Source organism: Bradyrhizobium sp. BTAi1 (assembly GCF_000015165.1).
GTDB lineage: Bacteria > Pseudomonadota > Alphaproteobacteria > Rhizobiales > Xanthobacteraceae > Bradyrhizobium > Bradyrhizobium denitrificans.
Genome location: NC_009485.1, coordinates 1 through 24,354 on the forward strand (window position 1 = coordinate 1; position 24,354 = coordinate 24,354).

The window sequence follows — 24,354 nt, forward strand, 5'->3', positions numbered from 1 at the left end:
TCGGTATCCATAGTCATTATGGGTAGCGGCTGATCATTGTCGAAATTTCTCGGGCACAACATCATCGTTGTGCCGTTTTGAACAAGAGAAATACGGCAAGGGTCGACCCGGCTGGAGCTTACGACAGCTTCGCTCAGTGGGTGGACAATTGGACGGGATGTATGGCGTAGCGGCTGAATCTTGGGGTTCGGACGCGGCTGCCTTTGGGACATGTGCGAGATGACAACTTGCCGTGAGCAATCACGGCGAGGCGGGGAGGTTGCATGCTTTACGGACACATCACGGTTGGACACAGAACACCGGTTCCGGATCACGCACCCTTAGCGGTCGACACCCCCAGCACGGCCATCGGTCCTCCCCTCCTCATCGCGCATCGGAGTATGCGCTGACCTCGCGGAGACACTTCCTCGACCAGCATTGATCTGCCCGACAGCGTGCGCGCTGAACGGCGAAGCTATGTCTGGAGTTGAGCCTCCGCTCGAGGTCTCGCCGCGGCTGGCGATTCCGTTTCAGGACATCTGCCCGGCGATCACTTGACACCACCACTCAATTCGAAAAGTTGCGACTGCCATGACAAATTCGGAACAGGAACGCTGGTCTCGCGTGAAGGGTCGGCTGCGCTCGACCGTCGGCGAGGACGTCTATACGAGCTGGTTTGCGCGGATGGACCTCGAAGCCGTGCAGGATGAGAGCGTTCATCTGTCGGTGCCGACGCGTTTCCTGAAGAGCTGGATCCAGGCACATTACGCCGAGCGGGTGCTCTCCTGCTGGCAGGCGGAGATGCCGGAGGTGCATCGCATCGATCTCTCCGTTCGCACCGCCATGCGCTGCGCAACGCCCGCCAAGGAGGCGCCGGTCGCCGTCGAAGCGCGCCGCGCCGAGCGCGGTGACGCCAAGCCTGCCGACACCCGTGCGCCGGTGATGACGCCGGTCGCGGCCAGCCATGACGCGCTTGGCGGCTCGCCGCTCGATCCGCGCCTGACCTTCGCCAGCTTCGTGGTCGGCCGCGCCAACACGCTCGCCCATGCCGCCGCCCGCCAGGTCGCCGACGGCCGCCGCGGCGATCCCGTGATGTTCAACCCGCTTTACATTCATGCCGGCGTCGGCCTCGGCAAGACGCATCTGCTGCAGGCCGTGACCTGGGCCGGCAATGCCGGCGGCGAGCGCAAGGTGCTGTATCTCACCGCCGAGAAGTTCATGTACGGCTTCGTTGCGGCGCTGAAATCGCAGACGGCGCTGGCGTTCAAGGAGGCGTTGCGCGGCATCGACGTGCTGGTCATCGACGATCTGCAGTTCCTGCAGGGCAAGTCCACGCAGGCGGAGTTCTGCCACACGCTGAATGCGCTGATCGATGCCGGACGCCAGGTGGTGATCGCGGCCGACCGCCCGCCGTCCGATCTCGAAAGCCTCGACGACCGCGTCCGCTCGCGGCTCGCCGGCGGTCTGGTCGTCGAGATGGCCACGCTGGGCGAGGATCTGCGGCTCGGCATTCTCAAGTCGCGCGTCGCGGCGGCGCGCGCCCATCATGCCAGCTTCGACGTGCCGGAGCCGGTGCTGGATTATCTCGCCCGCTCCATCACCCATAATGGTCGCGACCTCGAAGGCGCCATCAACCGTCTGCTGGCGCATTCCAAGCTCAACAACCAGCCGGTCACGCTTGATATGGCCGAGCGCGAGGTTCGCGACCTGGTGCGGCCGCAGGAGCCGAAGCGGATCAAGATCGAGGACATCCAGCGCGTCGTGGCGCGGCAGTACAATGTCAGCCGCTCCGACCTGTTGTCGTCGCGGCGCACCGCCAACGTCGTCCGCCCGCGCCAGGTCGCGATGTATCTGGCGAAGACGCTGACCTTGCGGTCGCTGCCCGAGATCGGCCGCCGCTTCGGCGGTCGCGACCACACCACCGTGCTGCATGCGGTCCGCAAGATCGAGGCGCTGGTCGGGAAGGACACGACGCTGAACGACGAGGTCGAGGCGCTGAAGCGCCAGCTTCAGGATTGAACGAGCGCGCACGGCCCGGGGGAGCGGACAGAAGGTCCGTCCCCAGCCGTGGTCTTCATGCCCTTCAGACGTCCCCTCGGACCTGGCCTCCGGATCGCGGAAGCGCCTGCCGAAACATGGGAAATCGGCCCGCCATCCCTTGCGCTCGGGCCTCATCCGCGCCACTTTACGCCTCCCCCTCACGCTCCTGGACGCTGACCAAGCGCCGTTCGGGCGCGAGGTGCCATCGGCCGCGGCGCTGCTCAGCCCGCCGGCATTCCAGGACAAGCTCAGTTGGGAACGGGCGGGTAGTGCAATGAAGGTAACCGTCGAACGCGCGCAGCTCCTGAAGTCGCTGGGCCACGTCCACCGGGTGGTCGAGCGGCGCAACACCATCCCGATCCTGGGCAATGTGCTGGTGCGTGCCGAGAATGCGCGGCTCTCGCTGCGCGCGACCGATCTCGACCTCGAAGTGACGGAAACGCTGGCGGCCGAGACCGCTACCGCGGGTGCGACCACCGTGCCCGCGCACATGTTCTACGACATTGTGCGCAAGCTGCCGGATGGTTCGCAGATCGTGCTGGAGAGCGATGGTGAGCGCGCCGTGCTCGCGATCCGCGCCGGCCGCTCCAAGTTCACCCTGCAGACACTGCCGGAAAGCGATTTCCCGGATCTCGCCGCGGGCGACATGACGCATGCCTTCGGGGTTCCCGCCAAGGACATCAAGAGCCTGATCGACCGGACCCAATTCGCGATCTCGACCGAGGAGACGCGCTATTACCTGAACGGCATCTATCTGCATGCCGGCGGCACGGCCAAGCAGCCGAGCCTGCGCGCGGTGGCGACCGACGGCCACCGCCTCGCCCAGGTCGACCTGCCGCAACCCGCCGGCGCCGCCGAGATGCCGGGCGTGATCGTGCCGCGCAAGACCGTCGGCGAGGTGCAGCGCCTGATCGAGGACAATGACAGCGAGATCAGGATCGAGCTGTCACAGGGCAAGATCCGCTTCACGCTGGGCCAGGTCGTTCTGACATCGAAACTGATCGACGGCACCTTCCCGGATTACGGCCGCGTCATTCCGCAGAACAACGACAAGGAACTGATCGTCGACAAGGCCGATTTCGCCGCTGCCGTCGATCGCGTCTCCACCATTTCGAGCGAGCGCGGCCGCGCCGTGAAGCTCGCGCTCTCCCCCGGCAGACTGGTGCTGTCGGTCACCAATCCCGATTCCGGCAGCGCGACCGAAGAGCTCGAGGTCGAATACGCCGCCGACGCGCTCGATATCGGCTTCAACTCGCGCTATCTGCTCGACATCGCCGCCCAGATCGAGGGCGAGGTCGCGGTGCTCAGGCTTGCCGACCCGGGCTCGCCAACCCTGATCCAGGACCGCGACAACCGGAACGCGCTGTACGTGCTGATGCCGATGCGGGTGTGACCTCACGCCCGCTGCGAGCTTTCAGGTTAACTCGTCATGGCCGGGCTTGACCCGGCCATCCATCTCAACAAATGGCCAACTGGGTGTACATACTCGCCAGCAAGCCCGGCGGCACGCTTTATATCGGCGTGACCAACGATCTTATTCGGCGCGTCTATGAGCACCGCGAAGGTCTCGCCGAGAGTTCCACCAGACGCTACGGCATCAAGCGGCGGGTCTATTTCGAGGCGCATGAGACGATCGCCGCAGCATTGCAGCGTGAGAAGAACATCAAGCACTGGTCACGTGAATGGAAGATCGACCTCATCGTCGCGAGTAATCCGGACTGGCGCGATCTTTATGATGAAATAGTCCGCTGACGCGGACGATGGATTGCCGGGTCAAGCCCGGCAATGACAAAGCTGGGCTTGTAACTTCTTCCCATGACCCCCTCCCGCATCAACCGCCTCGCGCTGACGCATTTCCGCAGCTATCGCGCGGCCAGCGTCAGCGTGCAGGCGGACATGGTCGCGCTGGTGGGAGCGAACGGCGCCGGCAAGACCAATTGCCTGGAGGCGATCTCGTTCTTCGCGCCCGGCCGCGGCCTGCGCCGCGCCACGCTGGAAGACGTGGCCGACAATCAGGGCGACGGCTCCTGGGCGATCTCGGCGGAGATCGAGGGCGCGCTGGGACTGGCGACCTTCGGCACCGGCATCGAGCCGCCGCGCAACGACGCCGCGATTGTCAGGCGCTGCCGCATCGACCGCGAGCCGGTCGGCTCGGCGGCCGCGTTCGGCGACCACATCCGCATGGTCTGGCTGACGCCGGCGATGGACGGTCTGTTCATGGGCGCAGCCTCCGAGCGCCGCCGCTTCTTCGACCGCCTGGTGCTCGCCATCGACAGCGAACATTCCAGCCGCGTCTCGGCGCTGGAGCGCTCGTTGCGCTCGCGCAACCGGCTGCTCGAGGTGCGCAATTTCGACGACCATTGGTGTGACGCGATCGAGCGCGAGACGGCGGAGCTCGCGGTTGCCGTCGCCGCGAGCCGCGGCCAGACCGCGGTGAAGCTCGCCGCGATGCTGCGCCAGCGCGGACAAGCCTCCGCATTCCCATCCGCCGAGATCGCGCTCGCCGGCTGGATGGAGAATGCGCTGCTGACCGAGCCCGCGCTCGCCGTCGAAGACCGCTATCGCGCACTGCTGCGCGACAACCGCGCGCGCGATGCCGCGGCGGGGCGCACGCTTGACGGCCCGCATCTCACCGATCTCCACGTCATCTATGCGCCGAAAAGCATGCCGGCGCGCGATGCCTCGACCGGCGAGCAGAAGGCACTGCTGATCGGGCTGATCCTTGCGCATGCGACCCTGGTCGCCGAGACCACGGGCATCGTGCCGATGCTGCTGCTCGACGAGATCGTCGCCCATCTCGATCCCGGCCGCCGCACCGCGTTGTTCGCCGAGCTCGGCACGCTCGGTGCCCAGGTATGGCTGACCGGGGCGGATCCCGCGGCCTTTGCCGAGCTGCGCGAGCTCGGCGAGATCTTCGACGTCGAAGGCGGTCGGATCAGCGCGCGACGGTAGCTCGCTCCGGCGTTGAACCTCTTGGTTTCCAGCCTCGACTAGGTCCTGTACCCAAACCCCTTGCGGGTGACGGGGCGGAGTGATTCAAGGCTTCCCAAAAGAGGAGGTCCCGATGGCTCGCTTCGACCTTTCAGACACGGAGTGGACAATCATCGCGCCGCTGTTGCCTGGAGCGGAGGGCAAGAAGAACGGCCGGCCGCGGCCGGATGACCGCAAGGTGCTCAACGGCATCTTCTTCGTCTTGCGCACTGGCACGCCGTGGCGCGATCTGCCTGAGCGCTATGGCCCTTACACAACAGCCTACAATCGCTTTAATCGATGGGCCAAGAAGGGCATCTGGCTGCAGATATTTGAGGCCTTGGCAGCGAAGTCTCCACAGTCATTGCAGTTAATCGACTCCTCGATCATCCGCGCTCACCAGCACGCCGCCGGTGGTAAAAAGGGGGCCCGGATAACGCCATCGGCCGTTCTCGTGGAGGACTGAGCACCAAGATAAACGCCATCGTCGATCAGGCCGGCATGCCGGTCCATATTGTGCTGTCGCAGGGCCAGTCCTCGGACAAGACCGTGGCGCCGCCCCTCATCGAAGCGGTCGAGCCGGGGCGCGATCTGGTCGCCGACCGCGGTTACGATGCCCGAGCCCTCATCGATCTGGTCGAAAGCCGTGGCGGGCGCGCTCACATCCCAACCTGCCGCGACCGCAAGGTTCAGCGTTCGGTCGATCCTGCTCTCTATCGACAGCGCAATCTGATCGAACGCTTCTTCAACAAGTTGAAGCATTTCCGCCGCATCGCGACCCGCTACGATAAGAGCGCTCGCAATTTCCTCTCCGCCGTCTTGCTCGCCTCAACCCGCCTCTGGATGCGGTTTGAGTCCACGACCTAGCTGTCGTTGGATGACACGCAGCTCCCGCCGGCGTGCTCCAAAGCCCGGCGCGCCCCGCGCCCGAACATGGTCCTGGAGATCTGTGATGACAGAGCTATGGCGGCAGGCCATCGCCGGGCCGCGGCTGCGGCTGTTCGCATGCGGACTGTTGCTGCTCACGGGCTGCGCCGTTCCCGCGCATGCCGATGACGCCATCGTCGACGTGCACGGACTCCCGCGGCTCGACGGCGCGGTCGAGGACACGTCGCGTCCCGACCGCTACCGCGTCGTCTACCGGGTCCCGATGCTGGCCGCGGCAGCGAACCCGGCGACACAGCAGCTGCTCGCTGCCGACGGTTGGGTGCGCTACGTCCGCCCGCTCGATGAGCGCAGCGCCCTGCTCAACTACAAAAAGGGCAAGCAGGGACTGACGGTCTACTTGAGCGGAAGCGCCGGCCATCCCGGCCAGTCGGACGTGACCTACTCGCCGCAGCGCATCTACGCCGACCTGCCGTTTGCCGACGGGGCCGTTGACCTCGTATTCGACGAGACGCGGCCGTATCTGTCCTGCGTCGTGCCGATGGCGCTCGACGCGGCGAAGGCCCTCTACGCCAAGGACATGATCGCAATCGGCTGGAAGCCGCTCGCGCCGGAGGCCGCCGCGCGCTGGCCGAATGCCGATCTGAGCGAGACCATGCCGGGCGGCGTGCGAGCCTTCTACGGCCGTGACGACAACGACGGCTCTCGCCGCCAGAGCCCGGTGATGCTGACGCTGACCCGGCGCGACGACGGCAGGACCAATGTCGAGGTCCGGGTTGCGCCGTTCGCGCTTCCCGCCGAACTCGAGGCTGGTGAGGAGCGGGCGGGCCTGCCGATGCCAAAGCCGACGAAGTGGTCGCAGAGTCTCGGCGGCGCGACGTCGCCGAGCCGCCAGGCCAAGGGCGCCGTGATCGCCGAGCTGCCGGCCGTACTTGCCTTCTACACGCGCGAGCTGCCGGCACGCGGCTGGCGGATCGAGGCGGCCGCACCGGGCACGGCGAACGACGTGACGCTGAAGGTGGCCTCTGCCGAGGAGACCGGAACCTTGAGGCTGTCGCGCAACTACGATCTCACCATGGTCGAGCTGTCGGTGCGCGCCACCGAGGCGGCGCTGGCCGCGCGCGCCAAGGCCAAGAAGGACGCCGACGACAGGTTCATGGCCGATGCCGCCGCGATGGCCAAGCAGGTGATCGCCGCCGACGAGGCGCGCCGCAGCGCGCAGGTCGGCGCCATGTCGGACGCGCCGCTGAAGGCGCTGGCCGGCAATCCTGCGCCGATCCCGCTGCCCGAGACCGCCGAGGCAGTGGAGTTCGACGGTAGCCAGGGACGGCTGGAGTTCAAGTCGACCTCATCGGTGCGGGCGCTCACCGGCTTCTACCGCGCGACCCTGAAGCCTGCCGGCTGGAAGGAGGCGCCGACCGTGATCGACAATCCGACCATGGCGCGGCTGGAGTTCTCCACGAAAGGCAAGGCGGTCGCGTTCACGATCATGCAGATGGGCCCCAAGGTGAACGTGACGGCCGACGGTACTGGTCTCGTCGCGGCCGCCGGGCCGACGGCCGCCGCGCAGCCCGCCCCGGCTGCCGCGCCGCTCGAGGCTGATCCCAGCTCGGCCCTGCCGGTCCCGAAGGAGCGCAGCGCGACCTCGATGGGCCGCTCCAAGGCGCCGGGCATCGACACGCCGGTGCGGCTCGAGCTCGAAGCGAGCGTGCCGGCAGAGCTGAAAGCCGTCGTAGCGTTCTACCGTAGCGAGTTGGCCAAGCTCGGCTGGCAGGAGACGCCGCAGAGCGCGCAGATCAGCGTCGACAGCGCCCGGCTCGCCTTCGCCTCGCCGCAGGGGCCGGCCGTGCTGACACTGGGCCGCGCGAGAGGCGAGACCTCGGTCAACCTGGTGCAGAAGAACGCGGACGCCGCGGCCAAGGCCGAGATCCTGCCCAAGCCGGGACAGTCCAAGCTGATGCTCGGCAATGTCGGTGACGCCGACGCCGTGCTGACGATCAACAAGCAGACGGTGAAGATCGCGGCCGGCATCGGCAGCCCGAAGACGCCCAAGGGCCCGCTGCTCGATCTGCCGCCGGGAAAATACCGCTACGAGATCAAGATCGCAGGCCGCGCGCCCGTCAGCGATACGATCGCGCTCGGCGCCGGCGATACCTGGGGCCTGATGGTCGGCCCGACCGGCCGGGCCCTCCCGCTGCCGCTGTACTGACGGTCCGCTGGCACCACGGCCCACGGCCGAACGGCGACCACCGAGACCGATCCCCTCGCAGGCCGCCCAATGGGCGGCCTGCGGTCTTTGAGAGGCCTTCGGCGAGGCCTCGCCAGGTGCTTTCAAGCAGCCGCAAAAATCGCGCCCGAATCGGCCTTTCGCGCGGCCCCAACGAGGCCTTCGGGCGGCTTGAAAAAACGTTAAAAAAACCCATTTCTTCAATATCTTAGGATACGCCTTTTTGCGCTAGGCGCGTCCCCTCTTTCATGGCACAAAGAATGCTCTCAGCACCCTCGCGCGACACCGCTCCTCGGGATCCTTTCAAAGGCCTCACATGACCGAACCCGCCCGGCAAACCATCGCCGACAACGAGCCTGCAACCGCGAACGACTATGGCGCTGAATCGATCCGGGTGTTGAAGGGCCTGGATGCCGTGCGCAAGCGCCCGGGCATGTATATCGGCGACACCGATGACGGCTCCGGCCTGCACCACATGGTCTACGAGGTCGTCGACAATGCGATCGACGAAGCACTCGCCGGCTATGCGAGCCGCGTCGAGGTGGTGCTCAACGCCGACAATTCCGTCACGGTGCGCGATGACGGCCGCGGCATTCCGGTCGACATCCACAAGGGTGAAGGCGTGTCGGCAGCCGAGGTCATCATGACCCAGCTGCATGCCGGCGGTAAGTTCGACCAGAACTCCTACAAGGTTTCCGGCGGTCTGCACGGCGTTGGCGTCTCCGTCGTCAACGCGCTGTCGAGCAAGCTGCAGCTGCGGATCTGGCGCGAGGACAAGGAGCACCTGATCGAGTTCGCCCATGGCGATGCCGTAGCGCCGCTCAAGGTGGTCGGCGAGGCACAGGGCCGGCGCGGTACCGAGGTGACGTTCCTCGCCTCGACCGAAACCTTCAAGATGGTCGAATACGACTACGCGACGCTCGAGCATCGCCTGCGCGAGCTCGCCTTCCTCAACTCCGGCGTCCACATCGTGCTCTCCGACATGCGCCACGCGGTCGAGAAGCGCGAGGAGATGTTCTATTCCGGCGGCGTCGAGGAGTTCGTCAGATATCTCGACCGCAACAAGAAGGCGATCGTGCCGTCCCCGATCATGGTCCGCTCGGAGGTCAACGGCATCACCGTCGAGGCGGCGCTGTGGTGGAACGACAGCTATCATGAGAACGTGCTGTGCTTCACCAACAACATCCCGCAGCGTGACGGCGGCACCCATCTCGCCGGCTTCCGCGGCGCGCTGACGCGCCAGGTCAACGGCTACGCGGATGCCCACGCCAAGAAGGAAAAGATCGCGCTGACCGGCGACGACTGCCGCGAGGGGCTGACCGCCGTTCTGTCCGTGAAGGTGCCAGATCCGAAGTTCTCGTCGCAGACCAAGGACAAGCTGGTGTCCTCGGAGGTGCGCCCGGTCGTCGAGAACGTCATCAACGAAGCGCTGTCGGCGTGGTTCGAGGAGCATCCGTCCGAGGCCAAGACCGTCGTCGGCAAGGTGATCCAGGCCGCCGCCGCTCGCGAGGCGGCGCGCAAGGCGCGCGAACTGACGCGCAAGAATCCGCTCAACAACATCGCCTCGCTGCCGGGCAAGCTCGCCGACTGTCAGGAAAAGGATCCGGCCAAGTCCGAGCTGTTCATCGTCGAGGGTGACTCGGCCGGCGGAAGCGCCAAGCAGGGCCGCAACCGCGAGTTCCAGGCCGTGCTGCCGCTGCGCGGCAAGATCCTCAATGTCGAACGCGTGCGTCCGGACAAGATGTTGTCCAGCGAGCAGATCGGCACCTTGATCACGGCGCTCGGCACTGGCATCAGCGACGACTTCTCGATCGACAAGCTGCGCTATCACAAGATCATCGTGATGACCGACGCCGACGTCGACGGCGCCCACATCCGCACCTTGCTGCTGACGTTCTTCTACCGACAGATGCGCCAGATCATCGATCGCGGCCATCTCTACATCGCGCAGCCGCCGCTCTACAAAGTGACGCGCGGCAAGTCCGAGCAGTATCTAAAGGACGAGCGCGCGCTGGAGGATTATCTGATCGGCACCGGCCTCGACGACTGCGTGTTCAAGAGCGCGGAGGGCGAGGAACGCAAGGGGCGCGACCTCCTGGCGCTCGTCGAAGAGGCGCGCATCGTCCGCAACATCCTGCGCAACCTGCACAGCCGCTACGACCGCACGGTCGTCGAGCAGGCCGCGATCGCTGGCGTGCTGCGCGCGGACATTACCCGTGACATCGCCACTGCCGATGCCGCGGCGGAGTACATCGCCAAGCGGCTCGACGTGCTCGCCGACGAGGTCGAACGCGGCTGGATCGGTCACTTCGTCGAAGGCCAGGGTTTCACCTTCGAGCGCACCGTGCGCGGCGTCAAGGACGTCGCCGTGATCGACGATGCCCTGCTTGCCTCTGCCGATGCGCGCAAGCTCGACGACTACGCGGCGCGCCTGCAGGAGGCCTATGCCAAGCCCGGCTTCCTGCGCCGCGGCGACGCACCGACCGTGATCCACGGCCCGATCGACCTGTTCGAGGCCGTCACCGATGCCGGCCGCAAGGGCATCGCCATGCAGCGCTACAAAGGGCTGGGCGAGATGAATCCGCAGCAGCTCTGGGAAACCACGCTCGATACCGAGGCGCGCACGCTGCTGCAGGTGAAGGTCAAGGAGGTCGACGAGGCCGACGACATCTTCACCAAGCTGATGGGCGACGTCGTCGAGCCGCGCCGCGAATTCATCCAGGACAATTCGCTGTCGGCGAATGTAGACGTGTAGCGTTGCCAGCCGTATCGGGGGCTCCCCGGGAATTACCGAGATGGCTATCAGCTTGAAGAAACTCTCGCCGGCGCTCTTCCCTTTGCTTCTTGGCCATGCGCCTGCGAGCGCGACCAGTCCAAGTTTCGATTGCTCGCGCGCAAAATCGTCTGACGAAAAGCTGATCTGCGAAGATGACCATCTCGCCGAACTCGATCAGGCAGTCGCGATCGCGTTCAAGCAAGCGCTTACGGCAAAGAAGGCCGATGCTGCAGACGTAAAGACCAGCGCAAAGGAACGTCTCGACGACAGGCGCGCGTGTGGCGCGGAGCAAATTTGCATTCTTGATGCGCAGGTCAAAGCAATCTCGTTGTTCGGAGAAATGGGATCGAATGTACCCGTCCCACCATGGATCGGCGAATATCGTCTGAACTATGCGAAAGTGCATCCCGCGGTGATGGACGAAAAGCTGCCGCAGATGCGCGGCCATTGCACGCGAACACAAATAGCCTCCATCACCGGACGCTTTGGTGAGACGCTAAAATTTCCTCTCTCCAAAGACGACGAGGTAAGCGGAACGGCAGTCAAATACACAAACGATATCTACCAAATTTCCTACGGCTATGAGGAAGACGTCGCGCGCTCGCACATAGGCGACCAGGTGCTGCTCTGCCTTTCGTCGATTCCCAGAAATTGCCCGCCTGGCGATAATCGCGGACGAGAATATTCTGCGACCAACCTGACATCCCGGACTTCCTGGATCATGCCGGACTCACAACATATGTGTGGGGGTCCGTAACGTCTGTAGCTTGTCGCTCACGGCAGGATCACCGCATAATCCGCGACGCGCGCGAGCAGCCGCTCGTTGGCGTGAGACTTGAGTCGGATGTCGGTCGGAAGACCATGCTGGCGGCAAAGATCCTCGACGAGTTCGACGGCAGCGACCTCCTGCTCGGGCGGGATATCGACAATGACATCAAAATCGCTGTCGAATGACAGGCGCTGCTGCGCGACCGATCCAAAGACGCTGAAGTGGCCGCCGCATCGCTGCGCGAATGCCTTCAGCTCAACCATGACGGCATCAGCCGCCCGCTGCCGCCGTGCGGTCTCCCGTGCCTTCCGTTCCGATACCGTGACGACTTCGATCATGACAGCTCCCACCGTGAATATCAGCGTTCCTGCGGCCCAGGACAATGCCTCACCGGACGAGAGTTGAACTTCTGCCCCCTCAGCCGGAGCAGTGGCCTGCCTGTGCCTTTCGTGCTATTTCCGTCGCCGATCCAGGTTCCCCTGGGGCCGGTCGTCCTCCTGCAAAGCCCCCTCTCCAAACGGACCTTTCGCGCATGGCGCCCATTCAATACATCGTCGAGGGGGGTCACCGACTCAAGGGCGCGATCGAGCCGTCGGGCAACAAGAACGCGGCGCTGCCGATCATCGCCGCGGCACTCTTGACCGAGCATCCGGTGACGCTCGACAACGTGCCGCGCATCCGCGACACCGAGACGCTGGTCGAGCTGGTGCGCTCGGTCGGCGCGTCCGCCGAATGGCGCGGCCGCAACCGGCTCGCGATCCACGCCAAGGAGATCCGCGCCGCCGATCTCGATCCAGACCTGTGCGCCCGCATCCGGGCCTCGATCCTGCTGGCCGGGCCCCTGCTCGCCCGCTGCGGCGAAGTGGCGCTGCCGCCGCCCGGCGGCGACGTCATCGGGCGGCGCCGCCTCGACACGCATTTCCTGGCCTTCGAGCAGCTCGGCGCCACCGTCACCGCGACCGACAAGATCGAGCTGCGCGCCTCCGGCCTGAAAGGCGCCGATGTCTTCCTCGACGAGCCCAGCGTCACCGCGACCGAGAACGCGCTGGTCGCGGCCGTCGCCGCGCACGGCACGACTTATTTGCGCAACGCGGCCTCCGAGCCGCATGTCCAGGACCTCGCGCATTTCCTGGTCGCGCTCGGCGCCAATATCGAGGGCATCGGCACCAACACCATGGTGATCCATGGCGCCAGCACGCTCGGCCAGGCGTCCTACGCGATCCAGCCCGATCACATCGAGGTCGGTTCGCTGATCGGGCTCGCCGCGGTGACGCGCTCGCCGTTGCGCATCGTGCGCGCCGGCACCGAGCATCTGCGCTCGATCCGGATGGGCTTCGAGCGGCTCGGCATCGTCTGCGAGGTCGCCGGCGACGACCTCATCGTGCCCTCAGACCAGACCATGAAGATCAAGGACGATTTCGGCGGCCATGTGCCGAAGCTGGAGGACCAGCCCTGGCCGGCCTTCCCGGCCGACCTGATGTCGATCGCGATCGTTACCGCCACGCAATGCGAGGGCGTGATCCTGATGTTCGAGAAGATGTTCGAGTCGCGGATGTTCTTCGTCGACAAGCTGATCTCGATGGGCGCGCGTATCGTGCTGTGCGACCCGCACCGCGCCATCGTGTCCGGCCCGAGCCGGCTGCGCGGCGCCCGCGTCGTCTCCCCCGACATCCGCGCCGGCATGGCCATGCTGCTGGCCGCGCTCTGCGCCGAAGGCACGTCCAAGATCGACAACGCCGACCAGATCGAGCGCGGCTACGAGCGCATCGACGAGCGGCTGAACGCGCTTGGCGCCAAGATCACCCGCGTGCCGGAGCGCGGGCGATGAAACGTTCGACGCCTCGTGTCTGCGCGGCATCATCGCGAGCGGAGAAACGAGGGGATCGACGGTAATTCGATCGCCGCAGGCGCGCGATGTACTATCGTGCGGATCGCAGCGACGACCACGGCTTGCGAGGCTCATGGCCCATGACCATCAGCGAAATCACTCCCGATGTCGACCGTGCGCGCTGGCTTGCTGACGCGGACTTCGCCGATGCCTTCCGCATCACCGTCGAAGCCCCGGCGCTCGATGCCCGCATGGCGGCCGAGCGTATGCTCGGTCAGGCACCCGCGTGGATGGCCGCGCTCGTGAAGCTGCGCAATCTGCTGGTCCGCCCGTTCGGTCTGAAGACATCTGGCGCTGACGCGCAAAATCCGCGGCCGATGATCGGCATGTTTCCGGTCGTCGATGAAACGCCGCAACGGATTGTGCTCGGCTTCGACGACATGCATCTGGATTTTCGCGTCGTGATCGATGCCGCCTCTCATGGCAAGACGTCACAGGTGACCGCGACCACCCTGGTGCAGACCCACAACGCGCTCGGCCGCATCTATCTCACCATCATCATGCCGTTTCACCGGCTGGTCGCAAAGACGATGCTCCGGCAAGTCGCAGCGTCCGCCTGATCCCGCAGCCCCCCTCGCAAGGCGCCAGCAAACCAATCGCGAGGTCCGCGGCTGCCACAGCCTGGATTGCATCTCTGCGCACTGAACGCCAACACGAGCTCGACCAACGGGCTCGTGGGTTTCTTGCGCAATTCGGCCGGGACTGACGCCGCGACATCAGGCCGATCGGAGTCGCCGCTGATGCGACCAGCCTTGCCCTGCGACAGCATCGAACCCTATCGCCTCCCAGAAGCGTGCAGCGTCATCGCTGCCCGCGTGGACGGTCACGATCTCGATCTCTCCGGCTGGCGCGCGCAGCAGATCTGCCACGATGGTCCGTGCCACGCGACGGCGCCTGAAGTCCCTGTGCACGTAAAGCCGCCGCATGCGCCAGGCCGGCTGCGTGGACGGCACCGGCTCGTCGGTGATCGCGCCTATGCCGGCGAGCACGCCATCGACATGGGCTGCGATCACGCGGTGGAACATCGACGGTGCCTCGGCGAACTCGGCCGACAGCCGGGTCATGTTGGCATGACCGCCGGCTCTCGCGTCCAGCTCGAGCTGATGAAAATCGATTGGCAACTGATCGTCGACGGGCTCAAGAACGATCGTCATGGTCAGCGAACTTCCCTATCACGCCAAGGTATCCCGCCAACATGTCGCGCCAAGGGATGTGGCAGCGAACCTTCGCGAAAGATCGATCGCATGCCGTCTTTGCGACTCACCTCGCGCTTCTGTTGACGTTTCGTGAGCAAGATCGCTTCAACGTTACGGCGGATCGGCCGAACAAGCGAGACCCAGCTCGCTGAAACACTCAATTCGATAGCCAACCCAATGACCTGCTTCAAGCCATCTGGTTTGCCGAAATTTTCCGCTTGCGTTATTTCCGAAAATCGGAAAGACTGCCGCCATCCCGTCCTCATGAGAGGGACGCTTCGCGATCGTCACGGACCGTAGAGGGCGGGGATGCGATGGATGCGGCGGCTCACAGCGCGCACGAGGGAAGCAACCCGAGACCGGCGCGTGGACGAATGAGCGACCGCATACGGCGAAATCGTATGGTCCTGGCCTCCCGACGCTGAGGTCAAGCCGGCGGGCGATCCGCTGGCGACGGTGGCCAACAAGCACGGCGCACCGGGGAGAGTACGTATAAGCCGTTCCAACCATTGCGCAGGGAAGGCCGGATGTGCGGCCGACCTGTGGTGACTGCCGCCTGCTACTTCTTTTGCAGGCGGGCCATGGGTGTGGTCAAGCACCCAGCCTTCCCTGCGCCCTCTCATCTCCGAGGGCCACTGGCCAGGCAGAGCTCGGGCGCGAAAGGCGCCGCGAGATCGCGCTGTCACGAACGCGAAGATGTTTGAGCCTATGATCGCGAATTGTTGCGCGGAACTGCGCTCACGCGCCGCACGTCTCCGAACCGGAACATACGTCCTTGATGTGCAGGACGTCACGAGGGCTGCTATAGCCGCCCTCATGACCACCGCAATTGGAACCGACCACGCGCCTCCGGCGGCGCCCGCACCGTCTTTCGCGCTCGAACTCTGGGACACGATGCGCCTCGCCGCGCCGATGGCGCTGACGCAACTGTCGCAGATCGCGATGATGTCGACCGACCTCGCCTTCATCGGCCGGCTCGGCGGCGACGCCGTCGCGGCGGCGGCCTTGGCGGGCACGGTCTATTTCGTCGGCTCGACCTTCGGCATGGGACTGATGTCGGCGGTGGCGCCGCTCGCCGCCCAGGCCTACGGCGCATCCGACGCCGGCCTGGTGCGGCGCGCGTTGCGGGTCGGCCTGTGGGCCGGCCTTTTCATCGCACTGCCGATCATGCTGATCGCGCTGAACGGCGAGGCCATCCTGCTCGCGCTGGGACAGGCCCCGGGCGTGGCCCATCTCGCGCAGAATTATCTCGCCGGGCTCGCCTGGGGCATTGCGCCGATGCTGTGGTTCCTGGCGCTGCGCAGCTTCATGGGCGCGGTCAACCGCCCCGAGCCGGTGCTGTGGATCACGCTGGCCGCGATTCCGCTCAACGCGTTGCTGGTCTATCCGCTGCTCTACGGCCAGTGGGGCTTTCCGCAGCTCGGCCTGACCGGCGTCGGTCTGGCCACATCGACTGTCAATCTGGGAACGTTTCTCGCCGGCCTGTGGTTCGCAACGTGTCGTGCGCCGTTCCGCGACTATCACGTGCTGGCACGGTTGCAGCGGATCGACTGGCGGCTGATGCGCCAGCTCCTCGTCATCGGCGCGCCGATCTCGCTGTCGTTCCTGCTCGAATATGGCCTGTTCTCCGCGGCCGCGATCCTGATGGGACTGATCAGCACGGCCGCGCTGGCCGCGCATCAGATCGCGCTGCAGATCACGGCGATCCTGTTCATGGTGCCGTTCGGCATCAGCATGGCCGCGACCGTCCGCGTCGGCCATGCCACGGGACGCAACGACGCGATCGGGGTTCGGCGCGCCGGGCTGATGGCGATGCTGCTCGGCGTTTCGCTTGCCGTGCTGTTCACCGTCGGAATCATCCTGGCGCGGTACGACATCGTGCAGCTGTTCCTCGGCTCCGGCCTCGCCGATGCAGAGGCGACCGCGGCGCTGGCGGCCACCTTGCTGCTGGTCGGCACGACCTTCTTCATCACCGATGCACTGCAGACCATCGCGGTGGGCGCCTTGCGCGGCATCAAGGACACGCGCGTGCCGCTGCTGCTCGCCGTGCTCGGCTACTGGCTGATCGGCTTTCCCGCCTCCTATGTGCTCGGTCTGCGGACCGCGCTGGGCGCGACCGGGATCTGGATCGGGTTATCGCTCGGCACCGCGATCTACGCGGCCCTGCTGGTCATGCGCTTCCTGCGGCTGTCGCGATGACGCCGTCACGCGCCGGCCGTGTCGGACGTCTGCTCCGGCTGCGGCCGATGCGGCTTGCCCGTCGACGCGCCGGCCCATTCGGCGACGACGCGCTCGAGGTCGATCAAGTTCTGCCGCATCTGATCGAGCGAGAAGCCGAGCGCGAAGAAGCGCTCCGCCGCGTCGCCCGGCAGGCCGCGCGTCAGGCCGTCGCTGCGCACCGCGGCGACCGCCTCGGCATAGGCCTTGAGGGCGACATGAACCGGCCAGATCGCCGGCGGGCCGGAACCATTGCGGATGGCGCCGGCGCAGCCCCGCAGATAGCTGGCAATGGCGTCGCTGACGCGCGTCACCGGACCCGACAGCCGCGCCTGCAGCTCCGAGGGCAGCGGCACCACGCTGGCGCGACCGATCATCACGACGTCATGGCGCAGCCTGAGGATCGTACGCAGCAGCGGCCCCGTATCGGCGCCCGAGGACAGCCGCGCCGCGCGCTCGCGCTCGGCCTCGGCGCCGGTCGCGTTCAGCTCGGTCAGCGCCGCGCCGATGCCGTCCTGGATCAGGTGCAGCGCGTCGTTGTCACGGCCGCGCGACAGGCCGGCAAGCAATTCGGCCAGCGCCGCGGCGATCAGCTCGAGCAGCCGCCCCGCCGCGCTGCGCATCTGCACATGGGCGCGCGACGGAAGCACGATGAACGAGACGGCGAGTCCCGTGAGCGCGCCGACCGCGACCTCGAACACGCGGTCGATCGCCGAGCCCAGGGGATCGAGATGGCCCATGGTCGGCACCAGCAGCACAATCACCGCCGTCACCGTCGCGGCGTTGAGGCTGGGATTGATCGCGGCGATGAAGGCGAGCGGCGTCACCGCCAGGATCAGCATGCCGAGCAGTTGCAGCTCGCCCGAATGCGGGATGAAGACCGTGATGGCGCCGCCATAGATCGCCCCGCCGATGGTGCCGAACATGTAGTCGCGCGTCGCCTTCAGCGAACGCCCGACGCTGCCTTGCGTCACGATCAGCGAGGTCAGCACCGCCCACAGCGGCAGCTTGAGCTGAAATGCGGTCGCGATCGCGAAGGCCAGCGTCGCCGCCACCGTGCCGCGCACGGCCAGCGACATCGGCGCCTTGCGGGCGCGGACCCGCCCGAACAGCTCCTTGAACGACGCCATCGCTCACTCACCTCGCAAGGACCGGCGCGGTCCGGACATAGCAGCTTCCCACCCGATCCGAGCGGCTTGAAACGCAGAATCAGCTTGCCTACGCTGTTTCCAACGAACCGAGGAAACACGATGGCCCAGGAAACCGCAACGCTCGCCGCCTATGTCGCCGACCTGAAATATGACGATATCCCGCCCGAGGTACTCGACCGCGCCAAGGTGCTGACCCTGGACTTTCTCGGCAGCGCCATCCGTGCCCGGCGCGAGGCGGAATCCACCCCATCCGTGGTGAAGATGCTGGCGGCACTCAAGCTGGATTCGGCCGGCGAGGCGACCGTGTTCGGCGATTCCAGGACGTGGACGCCGGCGGTGGCGGCGCTGCTGAACGGCACGATGGGCCATTCGCTCGATTTCGACGATACCCACGCCGACTCGTCGCTGCATCCCAGCGCCCCGGTGGTGCCGGCCGCCTTCGCCGTCGGCGAAATGGTCGGCGCGTCGGGCCGCGAAGTGCTGACCGCGATCGTCGCCGGCTATGAAGTGTGCTGCCGGCTCGGCAATGCGCTCGATCCAACCTCGCATTATGCCCGCGGGTTTCACCCGACTGCGACGGCAGGCACCTATGGCGCAGCCGCGGCCGCCGGCAAGCTGTTCGGCCTGTCCGAGCAGCAGCTGATCTACGCGTTCGGCGTGTCCGGCAGCCAGGCGGCCGGCTCGCTGCAATTCCTGGTCAACGGCGCCTGGAACAAGCGCTACCAGGTCGGGGCGTCGGCGATGAACGGCGTGATCGCGGCGACCTTGGCCAAGAACGATTTCGTCGGCGCGATCGAATCCGTCGAGGGCAAGCACGGCCTGCTGGTCGGCTACACCGACACGCCGCACCGGGAGAAAGCGGTCGCCGGCCTCGGCACGACCTATGAGACGATGAAGATCGGCGTGAAGCCGTATCCGAGCTGCCGCTATACGCATGCCGCGATCGACGCCATCATCGCACTGCGCCGCGAGCACAATCTGACCCCGGACCAGGTCAAGCGCGTCGAGATCGGTCTGCACCGCAACGGCATCACCTTGACCGGCGATGCCGCGACCAAGCGCCACCCGACCTCGATCGTCGGCGGCCAGTTCTCGATGTTCTTCACCGGCGCGCTGGCGCTCGACCAGGGCCGCTTCGGCTGGGACGACTACACGCGGCTCGGCGATGCTGCGATCAACAACCTCGCGAACAAGTTCGACGTCGTGCAGGACGACAAATTGGAGATCGGCCGCAGCCATCCGTTCGGCGCGCGCGTCACCATCACCACCGAGGATGGCGTGCACGAGCGGCTGCATGACGATCCGTCGGGCGAGCCGACCTCGTTCCCCTCGGCGCAGGCCATGAGCGACAAGTTCATCACCTTGGCGCGGCCGGTGCTGAGCAGCCGGGCGCAGCATTTTGCCGACGCGATCCTGGGGCTGGAGCGGTTCGATCGTGTGGCGCAGGCCACCGCGTTGGGGAGAGCATAGCGCATGCATCATTCCCCATGTGTCGCGGCAATCACGTCGCTCACGAGCCGTGCCACGCCGTCGACCTCCGGCGGCCAGTTCACGGTGCGGCCGAAGCGCGCGATGACCAGGCGTTCGGAGGGGATGACGATGACATACTGGCCGAGCGTGCCCTTGGCGAAGAAGGCATCGCGCGGCCAGCCATGGGAGATGCGGTAATTCGCGCCGAAACTGTCGCCACGATTGGTCCAAAATCCGGCGCCGATGCCGACAAAGGCGTCCGGCGTCGGGGTGCTGACATAATCGACCCAGCCCGCGGGCAGGATGCGGCGGCCGCCGACGACGCCGTCGTCGAGATAGAGTTGGCCGAGCCGCGCCCAATCGCGCGCCGATGCCAGCATCTGGCTCGATCCCTCCGGAGTGCCGGCGGCATCGAACTCGATCGTTACGCTGGTCATGCCGAGCGGATCGAACAGCTCGCGATGGGCAAAACGAAGCACATCCGCAGCACTGCCGCCAGCGGCGTCGCGGATGAGATGCGAGAGGATGACGGTGTTGCCGTCGTGGTAGTTGAAGACAGCGCCCGGATTGGTTTCGAGCGGCATGGATTCGGCGAACGCCGCGCGATCCGCTTCGACGAACTTCATCCGATTGACGGGCTCGAGCGCAGACAACAACGAGGCCTGCAGCGAGTTGCCGAGCGCGAGCCCCGCGGTATGCCGCAGCAGGTGATCGATGGTGATGGCGTGGCGCGGATCGATCTCGCTCCGCCACGCGGCGACGGGCGCTGGCGCGTGCAGCGCGAGTCTGCCCTGGCGGACGAGAATGCCGATCAGGGTGGCGGTCATCGACTTGGTCGCGGAGAAACCGAGCAAGGGCGTGTCGAGCGTGAACCCGGGGGCGTAACGTTCGGCGATCACTTTGCCGTCCTTGAGCACGATCACGGCATGCGTGCGCCGGAACGGCGGGGACTCCGGCTCGGAGAAGGCGCGATCGAGTGCGGCGGCGAGCGCAGGTGTCGCCGGCGCCACGGGATGGGGCGGAGCGATCTCCGGGAGCGCGGCCGGCTGCGCAGCAGCGGGCCGCGCCGTCGGCCAGCCTTGCGCCTCGCCATGGTCCAGATGACAGCCGAGCCCCTCGGCAAAGACCGCATGGCTGCGGCCGAGCCCGAGGAGCGTGACGGTAACGTCCTTGGCGACGCGATCCACATGGACGTCCATGGCCCAGTTCAGCAGGCCAGCACCGGGCATCGCGGCTTGGGTTTCGGACAGGATGCGGTCCGGGTCGACGCCGGAGACGAAGGTCTCCGAACACACCACGCTGGCGATGAAACCCGTCGCGACCTGGGGCACGTCGCGGGCGCGGGCGACGGCGACGGCCAGGGCGGTCAGCGTGGTGGTGGCGAAGACAGCGAACAGCAGGCGGCGGCGCGTCATGGGCAGCTCCGGCGGATGGACCTGTTGGACGACAGCGCAGCGGCGGCTGCAGCGCTCGCCGATTTCGAAGGATCTCCTCGTCGAAAGCCGCAGCGACCTCGCCGATTTCGAAATTCTCCTTCGATTTCAACATCGCAACCGTCACGCCGCGGACCGCCTCATGCGGCGGTATTCTGTCGGCGTCACCCCGGTCACCGCCTTGAAGGCGCGGTTGAAGGGACCGAGCGACTGGAACCCGGCATCCATCGCGATGGTGATCACGGGCACCTCGGCCTGGGCGGGATCGGCGAGCGCCGCTTGCGCCTCCGCGATACGGTGGCTGTTCAGGAAGCTGCTGAAGTTGCGATAGCCGAGTTCACTGTTGATCAGCCGCCGCAACCGGTATTCGGGAATGCCGAGCCTGGTGGCCAGTGCGCCGATGGTGACGTTCTCCTGGCGGTAGATCCGCTCATCCGCCATCAGCCGGGTCAGCCGCTCGACCAGTCTGCGGTTCGCGACCGTCTCGCCGGCTTTGGTCGCCGCGGCAGCTGCAGCCTCGCTGACGGCCATGGCCCGAGGCGTCTCCACGGCGAACACGTCGCCGGCGCCGACCCTCAGCAGCATCAGCGCGACGGCGCCGACCACCGCCAGCAACATCGCCGCGTTGATGACATTGGCGAGCTCCGACGCACCGCCGCCGACGGTCCCAATCTGCAGCAGCGCATTGACGCCGCCATAGCCGAGCGCCGCAATGACCACGACAGCGCGGACGCGCCTGCGTCGCTCGACCAGATCCACCGACCACGAGCGGACCGTCTGCGCCAAGGCGAGCCCGACGAAGCCAAGCGCCAGCAGATTGTTGGCGACGATCACGAGCCGCACATGGCCGGACGGTCCCAGCACGAGGCAACTGATCATGCTGAAGCCGAAAACTGCGAGCCAGATCAGGCCGTGCAGCCAACGCGGCGCAAAACCATCGTCGAACAGCGCGCGGCAGAACAGCCAGAGGACGACGATGGCGGCGGTTGCGACCGCGATCAGGGGCGCGACCGCCAGCGAGGGGGCCGCGGCGCCGCCGATGTTGAACGTCAAAGCATGCGCCGCCGCGCCCAGCGCCAGGGCGATCGCGAGCCGGCCGCTCCATTGCTTGCCGAGGTCGCGTCCCAGCGACACGGCGAGCACCGCAAGCAAGGCGATGGCGGCAGCACGCAACGCGAGATCAAGGCTTTCCAGCGGCATCAAGGCGGGTCCAATGTCAGCGCCGGAACTCTAGGCCGGAGCGGCCTGCCGTTCAAATCGCGGCCCCACTGCCGCCTCATGCCCTGCCGTGGCCTCGGCAAAGCTGCTAAGCTCGCGCGATCACATCTCTGGAGGATCCCATGAGCTGGCAGCCATCGATCGATCCCGAATTCGGCGACCCCGCCTCCTGCGATGCGCTGGAGCACGTCATCGTGCCGCGCACCCGCGATCTCGGCGACGGCTTCGCCGTGCGCCGCGCGCTGCCGCATGGGCGGCGACAAATGGTCGGTCCGTTCATCTTCTTCGATCATTTCGGCCCGGTGCAGTTCGTCTCCGGCAAGGGCATGGACGTGCGGCCGCATCCGCATATTGGGCTCGCCACCGTCACCTATCTGTTCGACGGCGCCATCATGCATCGCGACAGCGAGGGCAATGTCCAGGAGATCCAGCCCGGCGCGATGAACCTGATGACCGCCGGGCGCGGCATCGCGCATTCGGAGCGGACGCCGGATCTGCAGCGGCAGAATGGCCAGAGCATGCTGGGCCTGCAGAGCTGGATCGCGCTCCCGGTCGAATCCGAAGAGATCGCGCCGAGCTTCCAGCACTACGCGGCCGACGCGCTGCCGACGGTCAGCGACACCGGCTTCACCGCGCGCGTGATCGCCGGCAAAGCCTTCGGCGCGGCCTCGCCGGTGACGATGGTCTCGCCCTGGTTCTATGTCGAGGTCACCGCGCAGGCCGGAACGGTCGTCCCGCTCGATCCCGACCACGAGGAGCGCGCGATCTATATCGTCGATGGCGAAATCGAGATCGCGCGCGAGCGCCATACCGGGCCGCGGCTGCTGATCTTCCGTCCCGGCGACGCCATCAGCGTGCGCATCGTGAAGCCGACCCGGATGATGTTCCTTGGCGGCGACGCGCTGGAAGGGCCGCGCCATGTCTGGTGGAATTTCGTCTCGTCCAGCAAGGAGCGCATCGAGCAGGCCAAGCAGGACTGGAAAACCGGCCGCTTCGCCGCCGTTCCGCAGGAGCACGAGTTCATTCCGCTGCCGGAATAGGCTATTGGGAGCGCAACGCTCCCGTTTCGAAAGCCCGCCCCGATGACCACGCTTCTCGCCAGCAATCTGCCGCTCCCGAAAATCGGCCGCGGCAAGGTCCGCGACATCTATGCCGTCGGCGACGACCGCGTGCTGCTGCTGACCACCGACCGCATCTCCGCCTTCGACGTCGTGATGAACGAGACCATCCCGATGAAGGGCGCGGTGCTGACACAGATCTCGGCCTACTGGTTCAATGCGCTGGAAGGCGTCGTGCATCACCACATGATCTCGGCCGATACCGACGCGATCATCGCCGAGGTCCCGGAGCTCGCGCCGCATCGCCAGGAGATCCTGGGCCGCGCGATGCTGTGCAAGCGCACCAACGTGTTCCCGATCGAATGCGTGATCCGCGGCTATCTCTCCGGCTCGGCCTGGAAGGAATACGCGGCGAGCGGCACGCTGGCCGGCGAGCAGCTGCCTGCAGGCCTGGTCGAGAGCCAGAAGCTGGAGCCTGCGATCTTCAGCCCGGCGACCAAGGCCGAGACCGGTCATGACGAGAACATCACGATCGCACGGATGCGCGAGGTGGTCGGCGACGAGACGGCCTACACGCTCGAGAGCATGACGCGCGCGGTCTATACGCTCGGCGAGACGCTCGCCCGCGAGCAGGGCATCATCATCGCCGACACCAAGTTCGAGTTTGGCCGCGACAAGGATGGCCACATCATCCTGATCGACGAGGTGATGACGCCTGACAGCTCGCGCTTCTGGGCGGTCGACGCCTACAAGCCGGGCCAGCCGCAGCCGAGCTTCGACAAGCAGCCGCTGCGCGACTATCTCGACGCCGAGCGTAAGGCCGGCCGCTGGAACGGCGAGGCCCCTCCGCCGCCGCTGCCGCAGAGCGTGGTCGACGCCACCAGCCAGCGCTATCTCGAAGCGTTCCGGCGGGTGACGGGACGTGAGCTGAACATCTGAGCGATGCTGCGTGCGACCCCTGGCTGGGAGGCTTGTGGAGCCGCTCATCTTCTCCTTGCGTGGCAACCGAGGTCACGCGTCACCAACGGTGCGCTCTCTTTCGTGTGCCGGACCTCGCAGAGCGGCGGCAACGCGGGA

General features: G+C 66.3%; 19 protein-coding genes. 14 read left to right on the plus strand and 5 right to left on the minus strand.

Annotation, left to right across the window (positions count from 1 at the left end; all coding sequences use genetic code 11):
- The first annotated feature begins 570 nt into the window (after positions 1-570).
- From dnaA to BBTA_RS38000, 8 genes are all read left to right on the plus strand, one after another.
- Entirely contained in the window at positions 571-1,998 is a 1,428-nt protein-coding gene (dnaA, locus tag BBTA_RS00005; RefSeq protein ID WP_011942530.1) for a chromosomal replication initiator protein DnaA, read from the plus strand.
- Between the two features lie 295 nt (positions 1,999-2,293).
- Positions 2,294-3,412 carry a DNA polymerase III subunit beta gene (gene dnaN, locus BBTA_RS00010; RefSeq protein ID WP_011942531.1) on the plus strand — a complete coding sequence of 373 codons (1,119 nt, stop codon included), beginning with the start codon at positions 2,294-2,296 and terminating at the stop codon, positions 3,410-3,412.
- A 71-nt stretch (positions 3,413-3,483) separates the two neighbouring features.
- Positions 3,484-3,771 carry a GIY-YIG nuclease family protein gene (locus tag BBTA_RS00015; protein WP_011942532.1) on the plus strand — a complete coding sequence of 96 codons (288 nt, stop codon included), beginning with the start codon at positions 3,484-3,486 and terminating at the stop codon, positions 3,769-3,771.
- 63 nt (positions 3,772-3,834) lie between these two features.
- On the plus strand, positions 3,835-4,971 hold the full coding sequence (gene recF, locus BBTA_RS00020; protein WP_011942533.1) for a DNA replication/repair protein RecF: 1,137 nt from the start codon (positions 3,835-3,837) through the stop codon (positions 4,969-4,971).
- Between the two features lie 112 nt (positions 4,972-5,083).
- Positions 5,084-5,856, plus strand: a protein-coding gene (locus BBTA_RS38530; RefSeq protein ID WP_148221378.1) for an IS5 family transposase whose coding sequence is annotated in 2 segments (ribosomal slippage) — positions 5,084-5,417 and positions 5,417-5,856 — 774 coding nt in all. Because the reading frame shifts where the segments join, the coding sequence is not laid out codon by codon here.
- A gap of 85 nt (positions 5,857-5,941) precedes the next feature.
- Positions 5,942-8,083, plus strand: a complete 2,142-nt coding sequence (locus BBTA_RS00035) for a hypothetical protein (protein WP_041750231.1) — start codon at positions 5,942-5,944, stop codon at positions 8,081-8,083.
- Between the two features lie 334 nt (positions 8,084-8,417).
- Positions 8,418-10,856, plus strand: a complete 2,439-nt coding sequence (gene gyrB, locus BBTA_RS00040; RefSeq protein ID WP_011942537.1) for a DNA topoisomerase (ATP-hydrolyzing) subunit B — start codon at positions 8,418-8,420, stop codon at positions 10,854-10,856.
- Between the two features lie 40 nt (positions 10,857-10,896).
- Positions 10,897-11,634, plus strand: coding sequence for a lysozyme inhibitor LprI family protein (locus BBTA_RS38000; RefSeq protein WP_011942538.1), 738 nt, complete (start codon positions 10,897-10,899; stop codon positions 11,632-11,634).
- A gap of 17 nt (positions 11,635-11,651) precedes the next feature.
- Here the strand turns inward: BBTA_RS38000 and BBTA_RS00050 are convergent, their stop codons facing one another.
- The gene (locus tag BBTA_RS00050; protein ID WP_041750232.1) at positions 11,652-11,984 is read right to left on the minus strand and encodes an N-acetylmuramoyl-L-alanine amidase; all 333 of its coding nucleotides are present in this window, start codon (positions 11,982-11,984) and stop codon (positions 11,652-11,654) included.
- A gap of 194 nt (positions 11,985-12,178) precedes the next feature.
- Between BBTA_RS00050 and murA the strand changes: the two genes are divergently transcribed.
- Both murA and BBTA_RS00060 read left to right on the plus strand, forming a co-directional pair.
- Positions 12,179-13,474 carry a UDP-N-acetylglucosamine 1-carboxyvinyltransferase gene (murA, locus tag BBTA_RS00055; RefSeq protein WP_011942540.1) on the plus strand — a complete coding sequence of 432 codons (1,296 nt, stop codon included), beginning with the start codon at positions 12,179-12,181 and terminating at the stop codon, positions 13,472-13,474.
- 140 nt (positions 13,475-13,614) lie between these two features.
- Positions 13,615-14,094: a DUF2867 domain-containing protein gene (locus BBTA_RS00060; protein ID WP_011942541.1), complete on the plus strand. Its 480-nt coding sequence runs from the start codon at positions 13,615-13,617 to the stop codon at positions 14,092-14,094.
- A 156-nt stretch (positions 14,095-14,250) separates the two neighbouring features.
- On the opposite strand, the gene BBTA_RS00065 is transcribed toward BBTA_RS00060, so the two are convergent.
- Positions 14,251-14,688, minus strand: coding sequence for a GNAT family N-acetyltransferase (locus tag BBTA_RS00065; protein WP_011942542.1), 438 nt, complete (start codon positions 14,686-14,688; stop codon positions 14,251-14,253).
- An 858-nt stretch (positions 14,689-15,546) separates the two neighbouring features.
- On the opposite strand from BBTA_RS00065, the gene BBTA_RS00070 reads away from it, so the two are divergent.
- On the plus strand, positions 15,547-16,929 hold the full coding sequence (locus tag BBTA_RS00070; RefSeq protein WP_011942543.1) for an MATE family efflux transporter: 1,383 nt from the start codon (positions 15,547-15,549) through the stop codon (positions 16,927-16,929).
- A 5-nt stretch (positions 16,930-16,934) separates the two neighbouring features.
- On the opposite strand, the gene BBTA_RS00075 is transcribed toward BBTA_RS00070, so the two are convergent.
- Complete coding sequence (locus BBTA_RS00075; RefSeq protein ID WP_011942544.1) at positions 16,935-18,077, minus strand: FUSC family protein; 1,143 nt, start codon at positions 18,075-18,077, stop codon at positions 16,935-16,937.
- Between the two features lie 120 nt (positions 18,078-18,197).
- Between BBTA_RS00075 and BBTA_RS00080 the strand changes: the two genes are divergently transcribed.
- Entirely contained in the window at positions 18,198-19,568 is a 1,371-nt protein-coding gene (locus BBTA_RS00080) for an MmgE/PrpD family protein (RefSeq protein WP_011942545.1), read from the plus strand.
- Positions 19,569-19,576: 8 nt separating this feature from the next.
- Here the strand turns inward: BBTA_RS00080 and BBTA_RS00085 are convergent, their stop codons facing one another.
- Both BBTA_RS00085 and BBTA_RS00090 read right to left on the minus strand, forming a co-directional pair.
- The gene (locus BBTA_RS00085; RefSeq protein WP_011942546.1) at positions 19,577-20,983 is read right to left on the minus strand and encodes a serine hydrolase; all 1,407 of its coding nucleotides are present in this window, start codon (positions 20,981-20,983) and stop codon (positions 19,577-19,579) included.
- A gap of 141 nt (positions 20,984-21,124) precedes the next feature.
- On the minus strand, positions 21,125-22,201 hold the full coding sequence (locus tag BBTA_RS00090) for a helix-turn-helix domain-containing protein (RefSeq protein WP_011942547.1): 1,077 nt from the start codon (positions 22,199-22,201) through the stop codon (positions 21,125-21,127).
- A gap of 140 nt (positions 22,202-22,341) precedes the next feature.
- Here BBTA_RS00090 and BBTA_RS00095 point away from each other — a divergent pair, with 140 nt between their 5' ends.
- A complete protein-coding gene (locus BBTA_RS00095; protein WP_011942548.1) occupies positions 22,342-23,259 on the plus strand; it encodes a pirin family protein in 918 nt (305 codons plus the stop codon).
- Positions 23,260-23,301: 42 nt separating this feature from the next.
- Entirely contained in the window at positions 23,302-24,216 is a 915-nt protein-coding gene (locus tag BBTA_RS00100) for a phosphoribosylaminoimidazolesuccinocarboxamide synthase (protein ID WP_011942549.1), read from the plus strand.
- Positions 24,217-24,354: the final 138 nt, after the last annotated feature.

Bases quoted from the DNA above. Each gene is read 5' to 3' on its own strand.
- dnaA (WP_011942530.1), top strand. From the start codon at position 571: ATGACAAATTCGGAACAGGAACGCTGGTCTCGCGTGAAGGGTCGGCTG.
- dnaN (WP_011942531.1), top strand. From the start codon at position 2,294: ATGAAGGTAACCGTCGAACGCGCGCAGCTCCTGAAGTCGCTGGGCCAC.
- BBTA_RS00015 (WP_011942532.1), top strand. From the start codon at position 3,484: ATGGCCAACTGGGTGTACATACTCGCCAGCAAGCCCGGCGGCACGCTT.
- recF (WP_011942533.1), top strand. From the start codon at position 3,835: ATGACCCCCTCCCGCATCAACCGCCTCGCGCTGACGCATTTCCGCAGC.
- BBTA_RS00035 (WP_041750231.1), top strand. From the start codon at position 5,942: ATGACAGAGCTATGGCGGCAGGCCATCGCCGGGCCGCGGCTGCGGCTG.
- gyrB (WP_011942537.1), top strand. From the start codon at position 8,418: ATGACCGAACCCGCCCGGCAAACCATCGCCGACAACGAGCCTGCAACC.
- BBTA_RS38000 (WP_011942538.1), top strand. From the start codon at position 10,897: ATGGCTATCAGCTTGAAGAAACTCTCGCCGGCGCTCTTCCCTTTGCTT.
- BBTA_RS00050 (WP_041750232.1), bottom strand. From the start codon at position 11,984: ATGATCGAAGTCGTCACGGTATCGGAACGGAAGGCACGGGAGACCGCA.
- murA (WP_011942540.1), top strand. From the start codon at position 12,179: ATGGCGCCCATTCAATACATCGTCGAGGGGGGTCACCGACTCAAGGGC.
- BBTA_RS00060 (WP_011942541.1), top strand. From the start codon at position 13,615: ATGACCATCAGCGAAATCACTCCCGATGTCGACCGTGCGCGCTGGCTT.
- BBTA_RS00065 (WP_011942542.1), bottom strand. From the start codon at position 14,688: ATGACGATCGTTCTTGAGCCCGTCGACGATCAGTTGCCAATCGATTTT.
- BBTA_RS00070 (WP_011942543.1), top strand. From the start codon at position 15,547: ATGACCACCGCAATTGGAACCGACCACGCGCCTCCGGCGGCGCCCGCA.
- BBTA_RS00075 (WP_011942544.1), bottom strand. From the start codon at position 18,077: ATGGCGTCGTTCAAGGAGCTGTTCGGGCGGGTCCGCGCCCGCAAGGCG.
- BBTA_RS00080 (WP_011942545.1), top strand. From the start codon at position 18,198: ATGGCCCAGGAAACCGCAACGCTCGCCGCCTATGTCGCCGACCTGAAA.
- BBTA_RS00085 (WP_011942546.1), bottom strand. From the start codon at position 20,983: ATGACGCGCCGCCGCCTGCTGTTCGCTGTCTTCGCCACCACCACGCTG.
- BBTA_RS00090 (WP_011942547.1), bottom strand. From the start codon at position 22,201: ATGCCGCTGGAAAGCCTTGATCTCGCGTTGCGTGCTGCCGCCATCGCC.
- BBTA_RS00095 (WP_011942548.1), top strand. From the start codon at position 22,342: ATGAGCTGGCAGCCATCGATCGATCCCGAATTCGGCGACCCCGCCTCC.
- BBTA_RS00100 (WP_011942549.1), top strand. From the start codon at position 23,302: ATGACCACGCTTCTCGCCAGCAATCTGCCGCTCCCGAAAATCGGCCGC.